The 19,395-nt window shown below is 60.7% G+C and carries 14 protein-coding genes; 5 read left to right on the top strand and 9 right to left on the bottom strand.

The window, feature by feature from the left end; genetic code table 11:
- Nucleotides 1-34: 34 nt before the first annotated feature.
- Together ACZ5GQ_RS07165 and ACZ5GQ_RS07160 are read right to left on the bottom strand one after the other, a co-directional pair.
- Nucleotides 35-958, bottom strand: a complete 924-nt coding sequence (locus ACZ5GQ_RS07165; protein ID WP_498856466.1) for an APC family permease — start codon at nucleotides 956-958, stop codon at nucleotides 35-37.
- Nucleotides 934-1,620, bottom strand: a complete 687-nt coding sequence (locus tag ACZ5GQ_RS07160) for an APC family permease (RefSeq protein WP_498856465.1) — start codon at nucleotides 1,618-1,620, stop codon at nucleotides 934-936. Before ACZ5GQ_RS07160 ends, ACZ5GQ_RS07165 begins: the two co-directional genes overlap by 25 nt.
- Before the next feature lie 127 nt (nucleotides 1,621-1,747).
- Here ACZ5GQ_RS07160 and ACZ5GQ_RS07155 point away from each other — a divergent pair, with 127 nt between their 5' ends.
- The 5 genes from ACZ5GQ_RS07155 (at nucleotide 1,748) to ACZ5GQ_RS07135 (ending at nucleotide 8,632) form a co-directional block, all read left to right on the top strand.
- The gene (locus ACZ5GQ_RS07155) at nucleotides 1,748-2,029 is read left to right on the top strand and encodes a MoaD/ThiS family protein (RefSeq protein WP_498856464.1); all 282 of its coding nucleotides are present in this window, start codon (nucleotides 1,748-1,750) and stop codon (nucleotides 2,027-2,029) included.
- A gap of 94 nt (nucleotides 2,030-2,123) precedes the next feature.
- Nucleotides 2,124-5,042, top strand: coding sequence for a pyruvate, phosphate dikinase (gene ppdK, locus ACZ5GQ_RS07150; RefSeq protein ID WP_498856463.1), 2,919 nt, complete (start codon nucleotides 2,124-2,126; stop codon nucleotides 5,040-5,042).
- Nucleotides 5,043-5,192: 150 nt separating this feature from the next.
- Complete coding sequence (locus ACZ5GQ_RS07145; RefSeq protein ID WP_498856462.1) at nucleotides 5,193-6,092, top strand: ABC transporter ATP-binding protein; 900 nt, start codon at nucleotides 5,193-5,195, stop codon at nucleotides 6,090-6,092.
- Nucleotides 6,089-7,381, top strand: coding sequence for an ABC transporter permease (locus ACZ5GQ_RS07140; protein WP_498856461.1), 1,293 nt, complete (start codon nucleotides 6,089-6,091; stop codon nucleotides 7,379-7,381). Before ACZ5GQ_RS07145 ends, ACZ5GQ_RS07140 begins: the two co-directional genes overlap by 4 nt.
- A 309-nt stretch (nucleotides 7,382-7,690) precedes the next feature.
- A complete protein-coding gene (locus ACZ5GQ_RS07135; protein WP_498856460.1) occupies nucleotides 7,691-8,632 on the top strand; it encodes a hypothetical protein in 942 nt (313 codons plus the stop codon).
- On the opposite strand, the gene ACZ5GQ_RS07130 is transcribed toward ACZ5GQ_RS07135, so the two are convergent.
- The 7 genes from ACZ5GQ_RS07130 to ACZ5GQ_RS07100 form a co-directional block, all read right to left on the bottom strand.
- A complete protein-coding gene (locus ACZ5GQ_RS07130) occupies nucleotides 8,616-12,164 on the bottom strand; it encodes a S53 family peptidase (RefSeq protein WP_498856459.1) in 3,549 nt (1,182 codons plus the stop codon). The genes ACZ5GQ_RS07135 and ACZ5GQ_RS07130 overlap by 17 nt on opposite strands.
- Before the next feature lie 137 nt (nucleotides 12,165-12,301).
- Complete coding sequence (locus ACZ5GQ_RS07125; protein WP_498856458.1) at nucleotides 12,302-12,610, bottom strand: DUF131 domain-containing protein; 309 nt, start codon at nucleotides 12,608-12,610, stop codon at nucleotides 12,302-12,304.
- 12 nt (nucleotides 12,611-12,622) lie between these two features.
- On the bottom strand, nucleotides 12,623-13,819 hold the full coding sequence (locus ACZ5GQ_RS07120; protein WP_498857392.1) for an MFS transporter: 1,197 nt from the start codon (nucleotides 13,817-13,819) through the stop codon (nucleotides 12,623-12,625).
- A gap of 57 nt (nucleotides 13,820-13,876) precedes the next feature.
- Entirely contained in the window at nucleotides 13,877-15,787 is a 1,911-nt protein-coding gene (locus tag ACZ5GQ_RS07115; protein WP_498856457.1) for a glycoside hydrolase 5 family protein, read from the bottom strand.
- A gap of 299 nt (nucleotides 15,788-16,086) precedes the next feature.
- Nucleotides 16,087-16,791: a restriction endonuclease gene (locus ACZ5GQ_RS07110; protein WP_498856456.1), complete on the bottom strand. Its 705-nt coding sequence runs from the start codon at nucleotides 16,789-16,791 to the stop codon at nucleotides 16,087-16,089.
- A gap of 12 nt (nucleotides 16,792-16,803) precedes the next feature.
- Entirely contained in the window at nucleotides 16,804-17,997 is a 1,194-nt protein-coding gene (locus ACZ5GQ_RS07105; protein ID WP_498856455.1) for a radical SAM protein, read from the bottom strand.
- A 491-nt stretch (nucleotides 17,998-18,488) separates the two neighbouring features.
- Nucleotides 18,489-19,379, bottom strand: a complete 891-nt coding sequence (locus ACZ5GQ_RS07100; RefSeq protein WP_498856454.1) for a coenzyme F420-0:L-glutamate ligase — start codon at nucleotides 19,377-19,379, stop codon at nucleotides 18,489-18,491.
- Between the last annotated feature and the right edge of the window lie 16 nt (nucleotides 19,380-19,395).

The following is a 19,395-nucleotide window of genomic DNA, read 5'->3' as shown; positions in this document are numbered from 1 at the left end:
TGGGGGCGGTGTGGGATATAAAGGGTTGACACTTTCACCTGCCAGGCTCCAGCCTCTCCTCCTCTACTATGTTCACAGTTACCCCGGCGCTCCTGTAGGCCTCGGGCCTCGAGCGCCTCAGCCACGCCGTGTAGCCTACGGAGAACGCCAGTAGCGCGATGCCAACTGCCGCCGCCTGCGTCACCGGGAACTGGGGCGGCCATATGGACTCTACGAGCACGAAGGCGAATATGACCGTGGCCACGGCCGGCAGGAAGTAGTGGAGAACTGGGTGCACAACCTTGTTTACCCCAAAGTGCCTCTCTCTGAGCCTCCTGAACATAACCATGACTGCGGTGTTGTTTATGAAGTGCGCAGTTATGAAGCCCACGAGCGCTATTGTAGTAAGGAAGTCGAAGGTGTTGCCCAGCGCGGTCACGACCTTCTGTGACGTGGCGGGCAGCAAGAGCATGGCAAGTGGACTGACGCCGCTGTAGTAGCTGACTATGAAGGCGGAGGCCACCGCCGCCACGCTTGACGTTATCCCCACGAAGAGCAGCGACTTGCTTGGAGTCACCCACCTGGGGTGCACGTAGGAGAAGAACCTGGGAAGTATGCCATCCCTGCCCATGGCGAAGTAGACCCTGCCAGCGTTTGACTGCATGGCGACGCTGTCGGAGAACGCTGAGTTGAACGCGAAGAGGGCGAGCATGAGGCCGCCCGCCACGCCAAGGTATTCTGTGTAAACTATTATGCCCGGTATGGCGCTGCCCGCAAACGACACCAGCCTGTTGGTCCCCCAGCCCACGGTGAGCCCATAGGCCACCTCGGTCAGCACGACGCCAACTATGAGGACCCCGAGCACCAGGGCCTTAGTTATGTCCCTGCTCCTCTTGACCTCCTCGCCCAGCGGGGCTGAGCCGCCGTACCCTATGAAGCTGGTGAGCCCAAATATCATGCCCAGCCCCAGGGCCGCCATGGGCCCCCCCGTAGGCCTTCCAGTAGGGCCCATAGACGGCCTGCCAGGAGAAGGGGTCGAAGACCCTTCCAAGTGTTGTCAGGGGCCCTGATTATTATTATAAGGGAGCTCACCGCCAGGAAGCTGACCTCTGCGAGGGCGGCGTACCTCAGGAACTTCATCTGGGGCCTTATGCCCACCGCCGCGAGGGCTATGGGGACCATAATGAAGATCACTATGAACGGCAGCCACGTCCACCCTGGAAGGTTCATGCCCCAGAAGTAGTGCACGACTCCTGGCAGAACAACGCCGGCCACGTAAACTGGTATGGCGGCTGTGCTCGCTATCTGGTAGACCGGGTACATGAGGCCAGTTATTATGGCTGGGAAGGGGCCGAAGGCCGTCGCCACGTAGCCGTAGTAGCCGCCGGCGCTGGCGTGCCTTTTCGAGAGGTGGTAGAGGGTGTTGACCTCTATCAACATGGTCAGCGTCGCTAAGAGGAAGGCCAGGGGCGTTAGGACGAACGCGAACGCGGCGGCGGCCGTTATGAACGCCACCGTGTCGCAGGCAGGAGCCATGGCTGCTATCTCCTGGGCCACGGCCTCAAGGGTTCCCACCACGCCCCTCTTAAGCCTTGGAACTGCCCTGATCGCGCGCTTCCTCTCTGCCTGCGCTACGCTCAAGTTGCCCACTGAACCTCACGGTCAGAATTTGTGCATAAAAACCTTTGTACTTTCAAATCTGTGTGCACAAGGAGTATACTGGCTAAAGCCCTTATCCCTTGGCTACCACTGGCGGCGGGGCCTGGAATTGAAGGTTAACGTTATGTACGGCGGCGAGCTTGCCTCCATGGCCGGGGTCAGCAAGGAGACCGTGGAGCTCCAGGAGGGCTCCACGCTGTCCGACCTGCTGACCTACATAGAGAAGGCCCACGGCAGGAGGCTCCTCGAGGCCCTGGGCGACAGGCTGCTCGTCCTGGTCAACGGCAGGTCCGTCAAACTCTCGGAGGCGGACAACCTGAGGCTCTCGGAGGGCGACTTCGTCTCGCTCCTGCCCCCTGTCCTCGGCGGCCTGCGTGGGCGTACAGTTTAGCCGCGTTTATTTTTCAGGAACTTTATATTTAACTATATGAAAGCTAAGCTTTTATAAGAAGCTTTATACAGCGCAGCACAGGAAGTGGGATAAGTTGGCAAGGACAGGGCTGGTCCTATGGTTCGAGGAGGCTGACTGGAAGGACAAGAAGCTCCTGGGAGGCAAGGGCGCCTCGCTGGCCCAGATGACCCAGATAGGCCTCCCAGTGCCCCCAGGCTTCATAATAACCACCGAGGCCTGCCGCAAGTTCTACTCCTCTAAGAAGGCCGAGATGGACGAGCTTGAGAGGCAGCTCAGGGGCAACCCGCCGCCCGCGGTGAGGGACGAGATAATAAAGAAGATATGGGCCCTGATAGACCAGTGTGACCTGCCCGCGGGCCTAATGGACGACGTCAGGGAGCACATGCAGGAGCTGGAGAGGAGGACGGGCAAGAAGTTCGGCGCGGCCGAGGGCATACCGCTCCTGGTCTCCGTGAGGTCAGGGGCGGCGCTCTCAATGCCCGGCATGATGGACACCGTGCTTAACCTAGGACTTAACGACAACAGCGTCCAGGCCCTTGCCAAGGCTACTAACAACGAGTGGTTCGCCTACGACGCATACAGGAGGTTCATCCAGATGTTCGCCAGGATAGTGCTGGCGCTCGACGAGAAGCCGTTCAATGATGCGTTTGACAGGAAGAGCGAGCAGTTCGCCAGGGAGGCGGAGACCACTTACAAGGACGAGCTTGACGCCATAAGGAAGATTTACCCGGAGTACACGCCAAGGCTTGACGCCCAGCCGCCTAGGGACATAGCGCCAAGGCTGTGGGCGCGCTCGCTGGAGCTCATAAAGGAGCTGGTGAACGAGTACAAGGACCTCGTAAGGAAGATGTGGGGCGAGTTCCCGCAGGACCCGTACGTGCAGCTGGAGCTGGCCATAAGGGCCGTGTTCAGGTCATGGATGAACCCGAGGGCCATATTCTACAGGATAGCCAACAACATAACCCCTGACATGGCCGACTGCACCGCAGTGAACGTGGTCACGATGGTGTTCGGCAACATGGGCTGGGACTCAGGCACCGGCGTCTACTTCACCAGGGACCAGTCCACCGGCGAGAACAGGCCGTACGGCGAGTTCCTGCCCAACGCCCAGGGCGAGGACGTGGTAGCAGGCATAAGGACCCCGCTGGGCCTTGACGAGCTCAAGAAGAGGATGCCTGACGTCTATAACCAGCTAATAGAGGCCGGCAAGAAGCTCGAGCAGGTGAACAAGGACGTCATGGACATAGAGTTCACCGTCGAGAGGGGCAAGCTGTACTTCCTGCAGAACAGGCCCGCTAAGATGACCCCGCTGGCCAGGGTCAGGACGGCAGTTGAGATGGTGAAGGAGGGCCTGCTGACCAAGGAGGAGGCGCTGCTCAAGGTTGACCCAGAGCAGGTGAGGAGGCTGCTCTACCCAACCATAGACCCCAAGGTCAAGGCCACGCCGATAGCCAAGGGCCTGCCCGCCTCGCCTGGGGCAGCCAGCGGGCAGGTGGTCTTTAGCCCTGACGACGCCGTCGAGTGGGCCAAGCAGGGCAAGAAGGTCATACTGGTCAGGGTTGAGACCAAGCCAGATGACGTCCACGGCTTCTACGCGGCCCAGGGAGTGCTGACCTCCAGGGGAGGCATGACGTCGCACGCGGCCATAGTGGCCAGGGCCATAGGCAAGCCGGCCGTCGTGGGGGCTGAGGCCATAAAGATAGACTACGAGTCCAAGACGTTCACGGTGAACGGGATTACAGTGAAGGAGGGCGACTGGATAACCATAGACGGCAACAGCGGCTCGGTCTACCTCGGCGAGCTGCCGACGGTGACTCCTGAGCTCGGAGGGTGGCTTGACGAGCTGCTGAAGTGGGCTGACGAGGAGAGGAAGCTGGGCGTCAGGGCCAACGCCGACGTGCCCGAGGACGCCATGATGGCCAAGAAGTTCGGCGCCGAGGGGATAGGGCTGCTTAGGATAGAGAGGATGTTCAGGAAGCCGGAGAGGCTTGAGGCCCTGAGGAGAGTCATACTGGCCGCTGACGACAAGGAGAGGGAGGTTCACATGAAGGAGCTCGCGGATATGATAAAGCCTGACTTCAAGGAGATGCTGGACATAATGGACGGCAAGCCTGTAGTAATAAGGCTCATAGACCCGCCGCTCCACGAGTTCCTGCCCTCAGGCGAGGAGCTGCTAACTCAGATCTATGACCTCAGGGAGCAGAGGGAGAAGGCCCAGGCCTCCGGCGACGCTGCGAAGGTGAAGGAGCTTGACCAGAAGATAGCTGAGCTCCAGGACCTCTACAACAGGGTCAAGGCGCTGCAGGAGGCCAACCCAATGATGGGACACAGGGGAGTCAGGGTAGGCGTCACCTACCCAGTCATCTACTACTACCTGACCAGGGCGATGGCTGAGGCGGCGGCGGAGCTCATAAAGGAGGGCAAGCACCCCGTGCTTGAGATAATGGTGCCGCAGGTCTCAGACGTGAACGAGATAAGGTACGTCAAGAACAACGCCATACTGCCAGCTCTTAATGATGTTGAGAAGGAGTACGGCGTCAAGCTCAACGTGAAGATAGGCACCATGATAGAGACCGTCAGGGCTGCCCTGACGGCCAGCGAGATAGCCAAGGAGGTGGACTTCTTCAGCTTCGGAACCAACGACCTGACCCAGGCAACCTTCAGCTTCAGCAGGGACGACGTTGAGAACAAGTTCATGAACCAGTACCTGGAGAAGGGCATACTGGCCAACGACCCCTTCGACACCGTTGACGTCGCCGGCGTGGGGAGGCTGGTGCAGATAGCCACTAAGGAGGGCAAGGAGGCCAACCCCAAGCTTGAGGTTGGCGTCTGCGGCGAGCACGGCGGCGACCCGGCGTCAATCAACTTCTTCCACGGCGCTGGCGTTGACTACGTGAGCGCCTCGCCGTTCAGGGTGCCCGTGGCCAGGCTGGCCGCGGCCCAGGCGGCGATAAAGGAGAAGCTTGGCATCAAGGGAGCCATAGGCGAGTGAAGGGCTTCCGCTTTTTTGTAATTTATCGCTAAAGTCACTTTTGGCTGACGGTCATTTTCTGCACCCCAGTTGAGGTGGACCCCTGCAGGCACCTTACAGTGAGCACCTTTTTAATAGTAGTCACTTTTCAAGTCTAGTGAGGCGCTTAGCTTGCTAGAGCTGAGGGACGTGACCAAGTACTATGGAAAGCTGAAGGCCCTTGATGGCGTGTCCTTCAGGGTTAACAACGGCGAGATAGTCGGCTTCGTGGGGGTCAACGGGGCCGGCAAGACCACCACAATTAAGATTTCGGCCGGCGTCCTCAGGCCCACGTCTGGTCTAGTGCTCGTGGACGGCATAGACATGTTCAAGGACAAGGTCAAGGCCTCCATGAGGGTTGGGTGGGTGCCTGAGCTGCCGGCCTTTGAGGAGGAGTTCAGGGCCAAGGACTACCTGGTCTACCTTGCCGGGTACTATGGGATAACCGGCAGGCAGGCCGATGAGCTGGCTGAGAGGCTGCTCTCAGAGGTCGGCCTCAAGGGGGCCGAGCACAGGAGGCTTAGGGAGTACTCCCAGGGAATGAAGAAGAGGTTTGCCCTGACGGCCTCCATGATATCAGACCCCACTAACTACCTGTTCGACGAGGTGCTGAACGGGCTGGACCCCCAGGGCATAGCGTTCTTCAGGCAGTTTGCGGTTGAGGCCAGGAAGGGAGGGAAGGCCGTGCTCTTCTCGTCGCACATACTCAGCGAGGTTCAGAACGTGGCTGGCAAGGTGGTCTTCATACACAGGGGCAGGATAATAGCCGTGAAGGGGATGGAAGAGGTGTTGGCTGAGGCCAGCTCCGGGGTCAAGGTAACAGTTGAGAATCCCGATGAGAAGCTGCCCGACGTCCTGTCGAGGCTTGGCAGGGTAGTTAAGCTGGGTCCCAGCTCCTTTGAGGTTGTCGGCGCCCTGCCACAGGACGTCAACGCTGAACTCGTTAGGTCGGGCTACAGGGTCAGGGAGCTGACGCAGGTAGGAGGCCTTGAGGACTACTTCTTCAGGCTGATAGGAGGCGAGGGGCAGTGAGGGGCACCTTCATCTATGACGTGAGGAGGTCAACGCTAAACAGGATGCTCATAATTCTCCTGGTGGGCCTGATAGCCGCGGGCGTGGGCCTGGGCTACGCCTTCAGCAGGCTGGTCGCGGCCCAGAGCGGCGTAACCGAGTACCACTTTGTCGTGGCCTCGCCAGTGTCGAGCTCCCCGGGCGGTGAGCTCGGCCTCCTGCTCTCAAACTCAGGCCCGCTCGGAGGGGTCACGGTTTACTACGGGGCCATCAACGTTACCACCGGGCGGGCGCTCGCCGTAGTGGCCAGGACCAACTCCTCGGGCTACCTGAGGCTAGCGCCTGGCGTGAGGGTCACTTACATGTACGCCCTGATAGACGGCTCCAACAGGAGCGTTGACATAACGCCCGTCGCTGTCACTAACTTTAATCTGGCGTCCAGGCAGGCCACGCTTGTATTCGCGGTCCCCAACACGTCATACCCTAGCATGTACAGCCTCTACGTAGCCCAGCAGGCCAGGTTCAACAGCAACTTCAGCTGGACCTACGTGGGAGCCTTTGGGCCAGGCGTGCACCAGGTCAGGGTAAGGCTTGACATTAATAAGCCGATCCTGAGGGTGGGCCTCTCTGCCTCGAACAGCACCGGCGAGCTGCTGGTCTCCGCAGCGATCAACGTGCCACAGCTTATGGTGAGCAGCCTAAGGTCGCAGGCGCTGAGCGAGGCCCTGGACGTCTTCGCTGAGTTCTTCCCGCTCGCAGGGCTGTTCCTAGTTAACGACCTGTTCGCCAGGCACAGGTCCACCGGGGCAATAGAGTTCATACTAGCGAGGCCGCTGACCAAGCTTCAGCTGATAACGTCAAGGTACACGGGCGGGCTGGTGGCGCTCGTTCTCTCGTCCCTTGTGACGGCCCTTGCTGTGACGGCCAGCGCCTCGGCGTTCTATGGGCTGCAGTTCAGGGCCGCCGTGGCCCTGGTGGCCTTTGCGTCCCTGCTCACTGACCTTGCTGGCTTCTACTCACTGCTGTACCTAGTGGCGGTGCTCACCAGGAGGTCGTTCCTGGTTATAGCAATTGTCCTGTACCTGCTGCTCTACCTCTTTAACGTGGGCGAGGTGCTGTCGTTCATACTGAACTCCAGCTGGCCCCTGTACCTGACTCCTCTGAGCTCGGCGAGCTCAATACTTGCGAACTACCTGAGAACCTCCATCTTCAGCGTCAGCTACCTCTACGCTGCTGTCTCTTCAGCTGCGTGGGCAGTGGTGCCGGCGGCCCTGGCCTTTATGATTTACAATAGGGAGGCCGAGGCCTGACCGCTTTTACGGCTTTCCCATGGCTGAGGCTTTACATTAAATGGCCGTTGGCCGCTGACCTTCACCCGCCTCCGGAGAAAGAAACCCTTTAGCCACGGCATGGAGGTTCGGGCGCCTAACGAGGCTTAAGCAGACCTTATGATGGCTTCCGGCACGGCTCGCCCAGCAGCTAAATAAAAGGAAGGGCAGGGTCGCAGTGAGGAGGGTCTGGGCGTCAAGGAGTCATGGTCGCTCAACGCCTTCCCTCCTACATCATTGGCTGCTTCGTTTTTATAACATGCTTCTCTCCTGGCCGAGGCGGGAGGCAGGTTGAGAGCCCTTGCTGTGGCCGCCGCCCTTCTGCTGGTGGCAGCAATAGCCGTGGCCCCAGCCATGGCGGAGTGCGGGCCTGCAATAGCAGATGGCGAGGCCGCCTTCGCCTACGCTGAGAGGGCGTACCATAACTACCTCTTCGTCAACATGAGCTATGTCAACGAGCTCAACGAGCTCATGGTTAACGCATCATATGCAAATAGCGCTGTGTGCAGCTCGCTGGCTTCAACCGCTAAGGCCCTTGAGTCTCAGGGACCCCTTATCCTTGCAAGGGCCAGGGCGAGCTTCTGGAGGCTTATGGGCTCCGTCATAGCATCTGTCGTAGCCCTATTGCTCGGCGCCTTTGCCTCAGTAAGGTACGGCAGGAGGCTGACGTGGAGGCTCTGGATGTACGCGCACAGGAACTACAAGGTAATCCTGAGGGAGGGGCCGAGGAGGGAGGCTAGGCCGAGCAAGGCCGGCCCCGAGAGGTTCCCGCTCTACGTGGCTGGGCTTTTCATAGTGCTCGCTATAGGCCTCTCGGGCGTCACGCTGGCCCAGCTCTACTGGAGGCCTGGCCCCTTCAGCGTCATAGCCCTCCTCAACAGCCAGCTGGAGATAGGTGACTACCCCCAGGTGCTCCTGCCTAATACTAGCACCACGCTCTACGTGTTAATAAAGAACGAGATGAACGACGTCATGCTCTACCAGGTCAGGGTCGGGGTCCTGAACTCCTCGCTGCCCCCGGAGCCCTCCTCCTTAAACGAGTCCATAAACAGCTACGACATCTATATTGTTATACCGTCAGGCCACAACGCGACGGCGCCAGTGGTGCTGAGGGCCCCCGCGAGGCCAGGGCAGTACAAGCTGCTGCTACTGCTCTACTATTACAATGTGAGCTCCAGGAGCTTCTACTACTCTGGCCTGTTCAACCAGCTCTACTTCAACGTGAGCGGCTAGCGCGGCTCATCAGGAGGAGCACGACGGCCACTATAAGAATCCCCAGCGCCGCGGCCACGGCAAGGTTCCTGTAGCCCTCCAGGGACCTGACCCTTCCCTCATGGATTTGGGCTACCTGGGCCTGCTGTATCGAGGCTATGTAGGGCCTTGAGGATGGCAGAGATATGGAGCGCTGCAGGGTCCAACCAGCTATCCTTGCTATCTGGTACTGACCGCCCACGGAGCCTATGGTTGAGTAGCTAGAGGTGTAGTTAGAGCCCGGCCCAAGTATCAGCTTGCCCACGCTCGAGTACCTGAGGTAGAGCCTGCTGTCTATCAGCACAACCTCGTTGGCGCTGACGTAGCTCATAGTGACCACGCTGTCATATATTATGAGCTCCCCCTCCACGTCGTCGAACTCAAGGCCAAGGCTGCTGTTGCGTATGGAGTTAACGCCCTCAAAGTAGCTCCAGCTCACGTTGCCCCTGTAGCCCTCTATGGTGACGTTGTTAAACATGGCGCCCGTGGTCTCAAAGGGGAAGGTTAGGGCCTCGTTGGCGTAGTACGCCACCCTGCCCTCTATGACTGAGGCCTGTGAGTAGGTCAGCACGTTGCCAAAGGGGCTGACCCCAGTGACTATTATGTACCACTCCTCGCCCTTGCCCACCTCGAAGGGGCTCACGTTGCCTATGGAGCTCGGCCCTGGAAGGTACGCCTGGCCCACCCAGAGGCCGAGGGTCGAGTTGTAGTAAAGGGGCACCTCCACCTGCCTGCTCGCGTTCTCATAGAGCTGCGCGAGGCTGGCCGGGACTATGGTGGCGGAGAACAGGCCGTACCTGACGGGGGTCCCGTTCTGGTACGTGATCCTGGCCTCTATGGATACCCTCCCGCCCCCCTCAACTATGGGCGGGAGCACTGCTACCTGGGCGCTCAGGGGCTGCCCCACGTAGATCATGTCGACGCCGTAGCCCTTGACCAGGCCGCCCAGCGTGGTGGAGTTGTATGAGGCGTTGAGCAGCACCCAGTAGTAGCCTGGCTGGGCCTGCCTGGGCACCTGGAGGAAGCCGTAGTAGAGGCCCGAGTCCGTCAGGGGCACCTGGGAGGAGGCCTCCTCGCCGCCCCCAGGGCCCACAATGCTTACCGTGACGTTGGAGCCGTAGAGTATGGCGTCGAAGAGGTCAAGCCCCGTCTGAGAGGACACAAGGGCCGCGGTCTCTATTGGAGGTACGGGAATCCCTTCAACCATTATATAGCCTCCCTCAGGCACGGCGCCAGGCATTGAGAGCACCTGGGGGAGCAGGATGAAGAGCTGCATGAGGTCGCCCATGTATATGGGCGTCATGCCGTAGGCCTGACCGGATAACTTGACTATGTAGTAGCCCGGCGGGGCCGTGAAGTTTATGCTCGAGGTCCCCAGCGTTATGGGCTGCGAGTAGACCTCCGTGTAGGTGTTGTTGAGTGGGTTATACCTGAGGATCTCAACCTTCATACTGACGTTTCCAGGGGCCCCCGTGGGCGACGTGGCGAAGGCCGCCAGCGGCACGCCCAGGTACGGCATGTACGGGTACATGGGTGTCGGGAGCGACATGGCCCCGAAGTAGCCCACGAAGTCCTCAACTGCGCATGAGGCCTGGGAGCCGTTGTAGCTGCCGCTGACCTCTATTAAGGCAGGGCCTGAGGAGTTAAGGGGCACGTGGAGGGACGCCTCCCAGAGCCCTGTGGTGGAGTTAAAGTGCATGGGCTCCTCGGCCACGGTCCCGCTCATGAGCTCCAGGCCTGCCACGAAGGAGCCGTTGACAACCTTGGAGCCCCTGTAAGTTATCTTAGCGCTCACGTTGATAGTAGAGCCAGGCTCTATGAACTGGGACGCGTTGCTCGGGATCACCTTTATGGAGAGGCCCTGTCCGTGGAGCCCTGAGAGGTAGAGGGCCAGGTTGCCCGCGTTGATCGCCCCGAGCCCTGTGACTAAGTTGTAGCCGTTGGACGCGACCCAGGGTATGTTATAGCCAAACGTCACCGGTATGAACGCGTTCCTGGTCGACTGGTTTAAGTAAAGGCTGTAGAGCGTGGGAGCTATGAGGCCCAGCCTGTGGCCCACGTAGCCCTCAACCAGGGCCAGGAGGCCCGCAACCAGCTGGACGGCCTCGCTCGTGCCGCCGGCCAGGACGGTCTCGTTGTCCTCAGTAACCATTAGGGCTCCCGGGAAAATGTTAGCGTTGGCAGAGACGTCAGGGACAGCCCTCCCGTGTGGGAACCCCTGAGGGGGGCTCGGGGCCACGCCCTGCTGCCACCAGGGCATGGGCTCATATGCGCTGTAACCTCCCGTGGAGCCTCCCACGTTCTGCATGTACGGCACGAAGCCGGCCGAGGACCAGGCCGTCTGGACGCTTGAGTTTCCGCTAATGTAGGTCGTCGTGCCCCCAACGGAGAGCACCCAGGGCGACGAGGCTGGGTAGTTCACGTCCCCAACTGGCCCAGCGCTGTACCCCATGCCGCCGCCGTCGCCGCTCGCCGCGAGGAAGGTTATTCCCTCCGCAGCCCCAAGCGCGTAGTAGACGTCGCTAAGGTAAATATTGTAGTAGTAGAAGCTGAAGCCATAGTATGAGAACACCGACTCAGGTATGCCGAAGCTCTGGCTCACTATGGATACGTTGTCGTGCTGGTCTATGTAGGCTATTATGGTAGACAGGGGGAGGGCTCCCCCGGCCACGTACAGGTATATGTGGGCCCTCGGGGCCACCGAGTGCACAGCCTCAACGTCAAGGTCTATCTCCACGTCCCAGCCGGTGAGCACGCCCAGGTTGGGGTTGTACGGCCCTATGGGGACCACGGTTATGTTGGCGGGCGGGAGGCCCAAGAGGGAGTCGTAATAAGCTATGTCCTGGAGCAGCGTCGGGTCACCGTAGAAGTCTACTATTCCAACGTTGACTCCCTGGCCCTCATCGCCAAGCGAGTAGAGGTATGTGGCGTTGTAGGCCTCGGCAAGCGAGGTCATGGGGTACACCTCCTCAGGGTATGAGACGTTGACGTCGTAGAGGGACCTGAGCCTAATCAAGTTCTGAGCAGTTACCAGGAACTTGGGGGTGCCCAGCACTATTCCTGTAATATTAGATATGTAAGGGAGGGGCCATGGAAGCCCGCCCCTGTATCCGGTCACCGCGTAGTAGCTTGAGGTGCCGTTGCTGAAGAGCCCCAGGGAGACGCCGAGGGCCCCCTCGACCAGCGACGCGGGGCCGCTGAAGACGACCATTGAGCCCGCCACCGCAATGACCCTGAGGCCCCTCGACCTCAGGTAGCCTACGGCCCGCTCCACCTGGGCCTCAGGCACGAACATGGACTCAGCCTGGGACGGTGTCAGGAACCTGCGGTAGAGCGGCGAGCCTGGGTCGCCCACCGCCTGGGCGTAGTAGAATATCAGGGGCACGTCCCTGAGAGGCACGTAGAGGACACCTACAACATTAACATTTCCTGGAAGGGGGCCTACATACTTGAAGCCCCTCAGTCCTCCTATCATGTAGTTAAGCAGGCCGTTAGGGCTGGCGGGCTCGCCCACTGCCTTGACGTAGCTAACTGGCAGAATGGTGGCCGCGGCTAGGAGCGCTAGGAGGACTAATGATATTACCTTAACGCTCAGAGCCAGTCGCCCAGGGGGCTCTGCCGGCCGGTGGGCTTAAGCTTAAGCTGTTATTTTCAAGTGGGCCTCAGGAGCAGGGCCGCCAGCGACTCCGCCTTAGGTATGGTCATGCCCCTGGCCAGCAGCATCAGCACTACCGATATCACTATGAGCACCACCGCCAGGATCATAGCTATTATCGCCATCTTCCACGAGGTGCCAAACACTATGGGTATGGGGCCTATCATAACCACGCCGCCGGCCTGCACCTGACCCTTGGCCTGGGAGGACTGCCTGTAGGCCTCGTAGATGCCTGCCGCCATTATTATGAACATGCCCACAAGTATTATTAGGAAGCCTATGAGGAACCAGGCCGCGGCGTTCATATAATCACCACTTTACCTCTCCGCCCGGGCCTTAAAGGCCTTGCCTCTCCTGTCGAAGTAGCTAAAGAAGGCGTAGTATAGCACCGGGTCGAGCAGTGATATCCCAGCGGCCGCCGAAAACACGACGACAAAAGCGCCAACCTGGAATAACACAGAGCCAACGGCAGCTGCCGCGCCGTATGGAAGCCTCCTGAAAACGCCAGTTATGCTGAGCCCCCTTGACCTCTCCGAGGGGTCGTAGAGCTCCATGCTCACGTTCTGCCTTATCGGCAGGGCGGCCTGGTAGAGCCCAGTCCTCAGGGCATATATGGCCCCTGCCAGGGCGAGGGGCCTTGAGAGGGGTATTGCGGCCAACAGCGCCGAGCCAAGCCCCCTGAGTATCAGTATCGACCTCACGGGCCCCATAGCCTTCTCGGCCAGAGGCGCGATGAGGGCGCCCACCGCGGCGGCCGCGTAAGAAGCGTCGTATATCAATGACACCTGGAAGTCGTTAGCTCCCAGCTCCTTGAAGTAGACGGGGAGCAGCGACATGACCATTCCAAGGCCAAGGCTGCCGAAGAGGCCGGCGAGCGAGACCTTGCCTATGTTCCTGGCCGACCTCCTGGGGACGGCGCTGGAGGGCCTCTGCGACCTGTCCGGCTCCTCCGAGACAAGCAGCACTAGGGCGGCCGTGCTCACGGTTATCAGCAGCGCTATCATGAAGAGCTCAAGGTAGTAGGCCTGCGAGAGTCTCATGACGGTCCCTGAGAAGGCCGAGCCTGCCAGGGCTGAGACTATGGCTGCCATCATTAAGTATGAGTAGATCCTCGTCCTGGCCTCCTGGCTCACCCTGCTGGCCACCATGGCCGTCTGGAGGGGCGCCACTGGGCCGCCGCCCGAGCCCCCGCCCATGGGGCTCATGGTGAGCCCAAAGGCAGCCGAGGCCATGAGCACCGCGTGGTTCTTGGTTAAGAGCACCGCCGCGTAGGTGCCCGCGGGCAGCAGGGACATTATGGCCAGGGCCTTCCTCCTGCTGTAGAGATCGCCGAGCCACCCGCTCACGAGGGTCAGGACAGCGCTGCTTATGGTAGCTATGAGTGTGTAGAGGCCTATCATCTCATAGGAGAAGCCCACGTGTTTAAGGTAGAGCGGAAGCAGGAAGGCTACGTAGCCGAAGCTGAAGCTCCTGAGGGTCCTCACGGCGCCAAGTATGTATATGTCCCTGGACACGCGATCCAAGGCGTCTCATGGAAACCGTGAGCCATGAGGGTAAATAACTTATATCGCTCAAAACCTTATCACGGCCACGCCCCTGGGCGGCATCACCGCCCTCCCCTCCTTCACCTGCGAGTTGCCTGCCACCAGGTCGCCCTTAACCGGCAGCGAGGCGGTCAGCTCGCCAGGCCAGTGGCTTATCATGAAGGCGAGCCCCCTGCTGCCGTCGCTCAGCACCTGGACCTCAACCCTCGGGTCGTCGCTGGCGGCAAGCTCAACCCCGGCCTGGACCGCGAGGGCCCTGTACAGGGCCGCGTAGGGCGACCAGTCGTCCACATAATACAGGTCGGCAAGCACCGCCTCAAGCGGGAGCAGCGAGAGGACCACCCTTCCGGCCCCCCTCCTTGCCATGAACGCCACGGGCCTGTCGTTGGCGGTAGCTATGACCTCAGCGTCGACAGGCCTGACGTCATACGTCAGCAGGGGCTGCTGAAGGGCCACTGGGACCTCATGCCCTGCCCTGAGGTCGCCAAGGTCGACCTCCAGCCTCAGCCTGACCGCGCCCTCCAGCCTCACCCCTGGGGAGCCCGCCCTCAGCGACGGCTCCACGCCGAAGAGCTCGCCCCAGAGGTGCGTGGCGGACTCATGCATGAACGCCGCCTGCCCGAGGCCCCTGAGAAGGGACGCGTAGACCAGCCTCCCGCCCTCGGCCAGCCTGAGCAGCCTCCTCCAGGTTACCGTGAGCCCGCCTATGGTAGAGGGGAAAACCACGAGCTTCCTAGGGTCGTCCTCCTTAAGCTCGGGCTCGTACCTTATGGAGGCCTGGGCCCCAGCCATGGTCAGCAGCTGGTGAGCCACTAGCGTCGGCCTGGCCGCCTGGAGCAGGCCCCCAAGCCACCTCCTGTAGTCGGCGAACTGGTACTCGCCGAACACGTAGAAGGGCGCCACCACCAAGGCCTTGGAGGTCCTCCTGAGGCCCTCGAGCCCGAGGCCCTCAAGGGCCTCAAGCTCCCTGGAGAACCTCCTGAAGCTCTCAGCTGATGGCTTAGGCCTTCCGTCCCTGTCAAATAGGCCGAAGCCAAGCTCGAGGGGCCTCCAGAGGTAGGGCATGTCGGCCTCGTCTGGGAAGTCGGAGAAGCACCACACGAAGGCGCCAGAGGCCCTGTGGGCTAGGGCCGAGTAAAGCACCTCGTATATGAAGGCGGCCCTGTCCGCCTCAGAGTACTGGAGGCTGCTGAAGCCGAACTCCTCAAGTATGACCGGGCTCTGGCCGTCGTCGGAGAACAGCTCAAGCATGCCCGAGTATAGGTAGCCGTGCCTGACGGGGTCGCCGTCGTAGAGGTACAGGTGAGGTCCCACGTAGTCCGTCACCCCCCTGACCAAGTGGGGGGTCTGGCCGTAGCTGTCAGGCACGTCGCCCGAGCTGAAGACGTGGTTGCCGTCGGCTGAGCTTATGGCCTGCCTCACGGCCCTGAGCAGGGTCAGCTCCTCCTCAGGCCTCGAGGCCCGCCTCACAAGGCTCATCTCGTTGCTCAGTATCCAGCCTCCAAGCCCCCCGCTGTCCCTGACCTTCTCTGCCACCTGCCTGGCGAACGCCGCGGCGCCCTCCACGGCCCTGGGCGAGTATATGTCGTTGTCGGGGGCCCACGGTATCCCCCAGTTCCTGCCGCTCATGTGGCCAACCATCAGGGTCACGAAGCCTGCGATGTTGTTGTCGCCGAGCCTGTCAAGGAGCCACCTGAGCCTCTCAAGCTGTTGACCGTTGACGTCGCCGCTGGAGCTCACGAAGTCCTGGTCGAGGAGGAACAGCCTCACAGCCCTGACCCCTATGGACTTCATGGAGTTTATGTCATCTAGCACTGCGGCCTCGTCCCAGTCCCTCCACATCCTTATGTTGGTCTTCCTCGGCCAGTAGTTGACCCCGAGCAGGAACCTGAAGGAGCCGTCAGTAACGACTAGGCCGCCCCTGACCTCGGTCCTCAAGCTAACCTACCGTGAGCGCAGTGATTGACAGATTATTTATAAGGATTATAATCATGGAAGCCTTAACGCATGGCCTTAGTTACAGTCGCAACGTCTAGCCGCAGGCCGTGGGCAGGGAGGCCAGCAGTTCAGGATCCATGAGCTCTCCGCGATCCTGGTCGGCGCACCCTCGCCCATCGCTCCTTGGTGCGACACTTATTGCATTAGGTGAACGCGCTGACCGTTGAGGTGGAATGCCTTCAGGCCTTTCGCCGTGCGCCGTTTCAGCGGCCCGAGGCGCTTCTCGGGGTTGCCTGGCTTCAAATACTGGCCTGCCCCGAAGGGTAGGAATGTTTGTACTCCTTCCTGTCAATGCCCAGCTCGTCCACCAGGGCCTCAAGCTCCCTGGTGAAGCCGCTGAGCTGTAGCACCGGCACCACGGCGACCCCGTTGACTACCTTAGGGAGGTCCTCCCTGAGCACCACCAGGGCCGGCAGCAGCCTCCTCGGGGCGCTTGGAAGGCCCAGGCGCTCCCAGAGGGCTATGAGCCTCCTGACCCTCTCAACGTGCCTTGAGGCGGCCTCGGCTATCCTTGAGGGCGAGCTTGACCTGTAGGACCACCTCTTGCAGTCCACCACGACGCCGCTGTCGCCGCCGAGGCCAAGCACGTCGACCTCGAGGCCGCCCCTGCCCGGGACCCTCAGGTTCCTCCATACCCTGAGGCCGGCCTCGCTGAGGGCCTCCGCCACAAGCCCCTCAAAGTCCCTCCAGCTGAGGAGCCTAGACACGGCCTCAGGGTCAGCGCCAAGCCTCACTGCCGCGGCGGCCAGGAGCGCCCTGTTGAGGGGGCAGATGGAGTCGCCGTCAACGCTCAGGCCGCCGAGCTCCTCCAAGCGGCTAAGGTATCCCTGGACGACGTCGCCGCCGAGCCCCGTCCTTGAAACTACCTCGCCCAGCGGCACGCAGCCGGCGGAGCTCAGCAGCGCTAAGGCGATGTCCGTGGCAGGCCCCAGCAACTCAGGCAATCCTAGCGCTGCTCAGAGGCCCGCCCTTATAGCCGCAGCCCTTATGTGGGACACCTTAATGTAGAAGAGCTTCATGAGGAGGCTAACCGTGTAGAGCCCCCTGCTGGTTGGCATAATGCTTCTCCCCGCGTCCCTGACAAGCCCGAGCAGCTCCATTAAGAGCAGCTCCTTAGGCATTGCCCTGTAGACGCTCCTCCCGAACCTCCTCCTGAAGCCCTCCTTGTCGAGCCTGAGGCCGTAGAGGCCGTAAAGCGCGTAAAGCCTTTCCTCCTCTTCCCTGCTGAGCCTCCTGACAAGGCTGACTGCCGGCCTTCCCTTGACCACGAGGCGCTCGTACCTGGATATGTTGAAGGTGTTGGCGCTGAAGAGCCCCTCAAGGTGGCTCATGGCCCCCGCCCCAGCCCCAACGAAGAGGTCTGAGTCAACTATGTACTCGTCCTTGAGGCCGCTGGGTGACTTGGAGAAACACCAGGCCGTAATCTGGGTCAGGCCCAGCCTCCTGGCCTCGCTGACCGCTGACCTGTAGAGGGTCCTCTCCTTCTCCTCGCCGCACGGGCATACGGTTGCCCGCCCCCTTATTGACGGCATGAGGGGGTAGAGGGTCAGCTGGTTGGCCCTGCTGTCATAGAAGGCCTCGAGCTCCTCCCTGAGCTCCCTCTCCCCCTGCCCTGGGTAGTTGAAGAGTATGTCTACGTTGACGGTCCTCACCCTGGAGCAGGCCTCCACGGCTGAAGTTATGGCGTCACAGCTTATCCTCGGCCTTCCAAGCCTGGCAAGCCTGTCAGGGAAGAAGGACTGGACCCCCAGCGAGATCCTGGTAACCCCGGCGGACGTCAGCATGGAGACCTTATCGTCGTCAATGTCGTAGGGTGATCCCTCGACTGACGCCTCCACAGACCCCTGGTAGGACCTTATAACGTCAAGGAGCTCGCAGACCCCCTCAGCTAGCACGGTGGGGGTGCCCCCTCCTACGTAGACCTCGGGGAAGCGAACTCCTTCCCAGCGGCTCATGAGGCCCTCAACCTCGGCCATCAATGACTTGACGTAGGTCCTGGCCTCGGCCTCCCTGTAGGGGACGCTGAAGAACACGCAGAAGGGGCACATGAAGGGGCAGAAGGGCATGTGCACGTAGAGGGGCAGGGGGCCGTCGGGCTCCGGCAGCTCAAGGCCGTCCACGGGCTCAACGTTAAAATTAAAGCTATTCATCATCTTTTTTATAAAACCTTCAAACGTAAGCTACTCCCTGTATAAATTAGTCGTACGAGAGATAAAAGCTTTTCCTAAGAAGAGAAAGGAATCACCGATGAGGCCGCTTAAGGCTCTGAGGAAGCTCAGCATACCTTCCATGAATGTTACGGGCCCCGCTACAGCCTTAGTTAGCTGCTGTTAGTACGCACCATATAAAACATGACCCTCAGCGTGACGTACTCAAGCCCGGAGGCACTCCGGCGTCAGGCTAGAGAAAGTAGACGGCCGTTTAGGGCCATATGCGGCGAGGGCTGTGGGCAACCTCCTCGGAGGAAGAGGTGGAGTAAGGCCTCACCCTTCTATGGTGGCTATTCCAACAGTAGTGGTTATGAAACTTCCAATTAGGCCGCCCAGAGGGCCCTTCGCTCGCAGGCGACACCAAAGAGAAAACTCGCTGATACGGTGCTAAGCGTAACGCCTTGGCACGCTCAATGCCGGGACAGCTGGGCTCATGGCAGGACATCGCCTACTAGCTTGGCCAGGGCCTCGGGGCCCAGCGCCCTCAGGCTGGCCCTTATCACTGCCCTCAGCGCCTCAGCCGGCTGCCTCATGGAGAAGTCCCTTAGGCCCCCCTCGTACCACTCGTAGCTTATGCCCCTCACGACGACAACAGGTATTGACTCGCTCGTTTGCCTCGCCAGCAGGGCGGCGGAGGCGCAGACCTCGTTAGCTATATGGTCAACGCCGCCATACTTGGGCACGCCGTTCCTGTCAGGCTTGCCGAAGCCCCTGTCAACCGGCCTTATGCCGTAGGATCCTATGGCCCTGTCAGTTGAGGCGCCCGCGACGCTAACCTCAGTGTCGCAGAGGACAACAGCAACCCTGACGCCGCACCTGGACGCTATGTTATTGGAGAGCTCCCTGGCCTCGGCGTCCGGGTCCGGGGGCGGCACAGCGTAGAGGCCCCCTGGGACGTTTGAGGCGTCAATGCCCGCGTCAGTCCATATCATGCCTGAGCGCCTAACTATGAATAGGTAGGGGAACCTCTCAAGGGCCCTCCTGGCGGCGTCCATATCGTATGCCACGTCCTCGAGCCTCAGCACGCCGGAGTCGTAGAGCTCCTTGACAGGTATGACGCCCAGGACCTCGTCGCTCTGGCTGAGCACGAGCTCAACCCACCTGGGGTCCATGCCGAGGGCTGACGCTATCCTTGATGCCTTCTCGCTCGGCCTCACCGAGCTCAGGTCGAGGAGGTAGCCCTTGGCCTTCGAGACCACCTTGCTGGCTATCGCGACCACGTCATGGTCCTGGAGCCTGGCGGAGGAGCATATGAGCGAGGCCAGGTCGTCACCCCTCTTAACCTCAGGAAGTTCAACCCCTATGAGCGACGCCTCCCTCAAGAGGAGTCCCGAGCTA

The organism is Caldococcus noboribetus, assembly GCF_055389385.1.
Note: the sequence above shows the minus strand (reverse complement) of the source record. Positions and strands in the feature narration are given on the sequence as shown.

Coding starts and splice junctions, on each gene's coding strand:
- ACZ5GQ_RS07165 (WP_498856466.1), bottom strand. CDS start 958: ATGGCGGCCCTGGGGCTGGGCATGATATTTGGGCTCACCAGCTTCATA.
- ACZ5GQ_RS07125 (WP_498856458.1), bottom strand. CDS start 12,610: ATGAACGCCGCGGCCTGGTTCCTCATAGGCTTCCTAATAATACTTGTG.
- ACZ5GQ_RS07105 (WP_498856455.1), bottom strand. CDS start 17,997: ATGAATAGCTTTAATTTTAACGTTGAGCCCGTGGACGGCCTTGAGCTG.